This is a genomic window from Streptomyces sp. 8K308 (assembly GCF_004348315.1).
In the GTDB taxonomy this organism is placed as follows: domain Bacteria; phylum Actinomycetota; class Actinomycetes; order Streptomycetales; family Streptomycetaceae; genus Streptomyces.
Genome location: NZ_SMKC01000508.1, coordinates 1 through 3,691, shown reverse-complemented (window position 1 = coordinate 3,691; position 3,691 = coordinate 1). Strand labels below are relative to the sequence as shown.

General features: G+C 73.4%; 2 protein-coding genes. Both read left to right on the top strand.

The genetic code is table 11. The features are described 5' to 3' along the window. Positions 1-68: 68 nt before the first annotated feature. Entirely contained in the window at positions 69-2,576 is a 2,508-nt protein-coding gene (locus E1265_RS34890; RefSeq protein ID WP_132934965.1) for a hypothetical protein, read from the top strand. 35 nt (positions 2,577-2,611) lie between these two features. Further along, a partial coding sequence (locus tag E1265_RS34885) for a DUF5685 family protein (protein ID WP_132934964.1) occupies positions 2,612-3,691 on the top strand: 1,080 nt, incomplete at its 3' end.

The window sequence follows — 3,691 nt, the reverse complement described above, 5'->3', positions numbered from 1 at the left end:
GGGGAGGGTGGCCCGGGGTTAGGGTCGGCGGCGGGTGGTGACCGGCCGGCGATGCGGGGGAGTACGCGGTGGCTGACCTGACGTTCACGCGCACGGATGTCGAAACGGAGGCGCGCAAGCAGCCCTGGCAGCGGTGCGAGCGGTTCAGCACCGAGATCGATCCGGACGACATGGCCGACACCGCCGCCAGCTACGCCAGGGCGGCCGACGAGGCACACGGCGCGGCGGATCTCGCGGCGCGGGCCACCCGGTTGGCCGCCGAGTCCGGCGGGCTCGACGGCGACCACCTGGTCGACGCCGACGGCCGGATCGTCGAGACGGCCGCAGGCCTCCAGGGCAACGGCGAGGACCTGGACCAGGTGCTGAACCACCTGGTCAGGGCCATGAACCAGGCCATCGACACCCGCGACGAGGTCCGCGGCACGGTCTTCGACCCCGGCGGTCTCGAGGACAAGTACGAGCAGCACGTCAGGGACGCGGTCGACGAGTGGAAGGCCTGGCAGGGAGCCCTCACCGCCCGCGTCGCGGAGGCCAACCGCGAGGGGACCACCCGCAACGTGCTCGGCAGCCCCGTCGCCCTCTGGGTCACCCACGGCGGCAAGGGCGTCCTCGCCCGGCCCACCTTCCAGGGTGGCGACCTCGTCTACGACCTGCCGGACAGCCTGCCGGGCGAGATCCGCGCCAAGCACCTGCGCGCCGCGGCCGACGACGCCGGCGCCGCGTACGACGACATCACCGAGGCCATCGACCAGTACACCCGCAGGCTCGCCGAGTGGGGCCAACTCCTCGAAGGGCTGGGCCTGGACACCACCGGCGGGCCGCTCGACCTGTGGACCTCGCCCACGGTCGCCGAGGTCGCCGGCGAGAGCCTCGCCGAGCTGCTGCGCCAGCCCCGCCCGGACCCGGAGTTGCTGGCCCTCTACACCGAGGGGCTCGCCCAGATCCTGGAGGGCGAACCCCGCGCCCTCACCGAGGCGGAACGCGCGTACCTCACGACGTTCTACGACAACCTCGACGTCCAGGCGCTCTCCGCGCTCGGCCAGCTCAACTCCGACACCGACGACCTCGCCGACGGCCCGGGACGCGAGGCGGCCGCCGAGCGGATGCGGGCGATCGGCCGCGCCCAGGAGGCCGTGGCCAACGGCATCAACGTGCTGACGGACCCCGAGCGCGGCGGCCACGACGTCGCCGCCGAGGCCGGGCGGGCCGCCGTGCCGGCCAGCATCCGCGCCTTCGTCTACGACTGCGCGGGCGGCGGCACGTTCCGCACCGACTACCCGGGGCCCACCTTCAGACCCGACGACCTGCGCCTGTTCAACGGCTTCGGCGAGCTGATGTCGCACGCCACCACCGCGCCGGGCGACACGTTCGCCAGGGACCTGGCCACCGCGGCCGTCGACATCCAGTCCGCCACCTCCACCCAGTACCACCCGATGAGCACCGACACGGTGGCCAACACCGGAAGCAGCGGGCTGCTCGAGGCCGTCGCGCTCAACACCGAGGCCTCGGCCGGGCTGCTCAACGACGGCGACTTCCGTGACCAGTTGCTCCGCCAGGAGTGGGAGGACAGCACCGCCGTCGGCGAGTTGATCCGGAGCGGCACCACCATCCCCGAGGGCGTGGACCACAACGACGCCGCCGCGAAGCCGTACGTGCGGGCGGCGTTCAACCTGCTGTCGGACGTCGACGACCACGACTACTGGGTGCTGGTGCCCGAGCACAGCCCACAGGCGGAGATCGGCCGCACGGACCACTCGGGGCTGCAACGGGCCATCGGCGACACCGCGTTGCGCTACATGAACATGATCTCCCAGTTCCCCGGCGACGCCGGATCCCAGTTCCTGGAGCCCGCCGACCCGAACGACCCGAACGCCCGCCGGTTCACCAACCTCTTCGGCCAGGACCACCGCTACGGCTTCCAACTCTCCCGCGAGGACCGGCAGGGCCTCTTCGAGCTGATGAACGGCACCACCGACACCGTGCGCCACGAGTTCCGCTCCGGCGTTGGCGAGTGGCAGGCGCTCACCGCCTACCAGGCGTTCAGCTCCGGCACCGGCGAGGCCGCCGCGCTCGAGGCGGTCGGGCGGGTGGCGGGCTTCGTCGAGCACGCGGACATCCAGGCCATCGAGAACGGCACCGAACCCGCCCGGGTCGAGACCAACGTGCTGAACGGCCTCACCACCGGCGCCGGCGCCGTCGCCACCCTCGCCGGCGCGAGCAATCCGGTGAGCGTCGGCGTCTCGCTCGGCGCCTACGGTCTCACCGCAGCCGTGCGCGGCGTGCTCCCGCCGGTCGAGCTGACGCCGCAACAGCTCGCGGAGATCGACGCCATCGAGTCGGGCGACTGGGACGTCAGGGCACTCGTCGCCCACGCCGCGCTCGCCGCCGACTACGCCAACGCCCAGGAGGCGCTGGACCGTTACTACAGGCGGGACGGCAGCGCCCTGCCGCGGGCCGGTTCGCCCGACACCGTCTACAGCGACCTGATGAACGCCGTCTCCGAGATCGAGACCAAGAGCTATGCGGGCGCCGAGGAGCGGATCAGCAGGGGTTACGAGGACGCGCTCGGCAGATAGTGGGCATGATGGGTCCACGAACCGGGGGAGGGCGTGTGTTCGGAATCATCAGGCCGTGCCGGCATCGGCTGCCGGGTGGTCTCGCGGCCGAGTGGCTCGGCCATCTCTGCGGCCTGTGCCTGGCGTTGCGCCGGGTACACGGGCAGGCAGCGCGGACCGTCACCAACTACGACGGCCTGCTGATATCCGTGCTCCACGACGCCCAGGCGGCCGGTGACGCCGGCGGCCGCTGGCGGCAGGCGGGACCCTGCCCGCTGCGTGGCATGCGGAGCGCGTCGGTCGCGGACGGCGCCGGCGCGCAACTCGCCGCGGCCGTCTCGCTGGTGCTCGCCTCGGCCAAGATCCGCGACCATGTGGCCGACGGCGACGGCGTGCTGGCCCGCCGCCCGGTCGCCGCGGCGGCCCGCCGGGTGGCGCGCGTCTGGGACCTGGCCGGAGCCAGGGGCGCGGCCGGCGTCGGCTTCGACACGGCGGTGCTGGTCGAGGCCGTCGACCGGCAACAGGGCGTCGAGGCGCTGGCCGGGCCTGGCACGCCGCTGCTCGCGGTCACCGAACCGACGGAGACCGCGACCGGCGCCGCGTTCGGCCACACCGCGCTGCTGGCCGGCCGTCCGGCCAACGCGGCGCCGCTCGCCGAGGCCGGCCGCCTCTTCGGCCGGGTGGCCCACCTGCTGGACGCGGTCGAGGACCTGGACGCCGACCGCGCGGCCGGCGCCTGGAACCCGATCGACGCCACGGGCACGCCGCTGCCTGAGGTCAGGCGACTGTGCGACGACGCGGTGCGGGGCGTCCGACTCGCCCTGCGGGACGTGGACTTCACCGACGACCGGCTTGCCCACGTGCTGCTCGCCCACGAACTCGAGCGCGCTGTGACCCGCGCCTTCGCCGACGACGTCACCACACGCCGACCACCCCGCCGCCGCGGCCTCCTGGCCGGCTGCGCGCAGTGGACGTTGCTGTTCTGCACGTGCCAGGTGTGCTGCCGCAAGGAGTACGAGGACCCGTGGAACGGCAAGAAGCGACGCGAGGGCTGGTGCCGCAAGTGTGACTGCGGCGACTGCTGTGACTGCTGCCCGTGCGGCGACGGCAGATCGGGCGGCGGCGGTGGCTGCTGC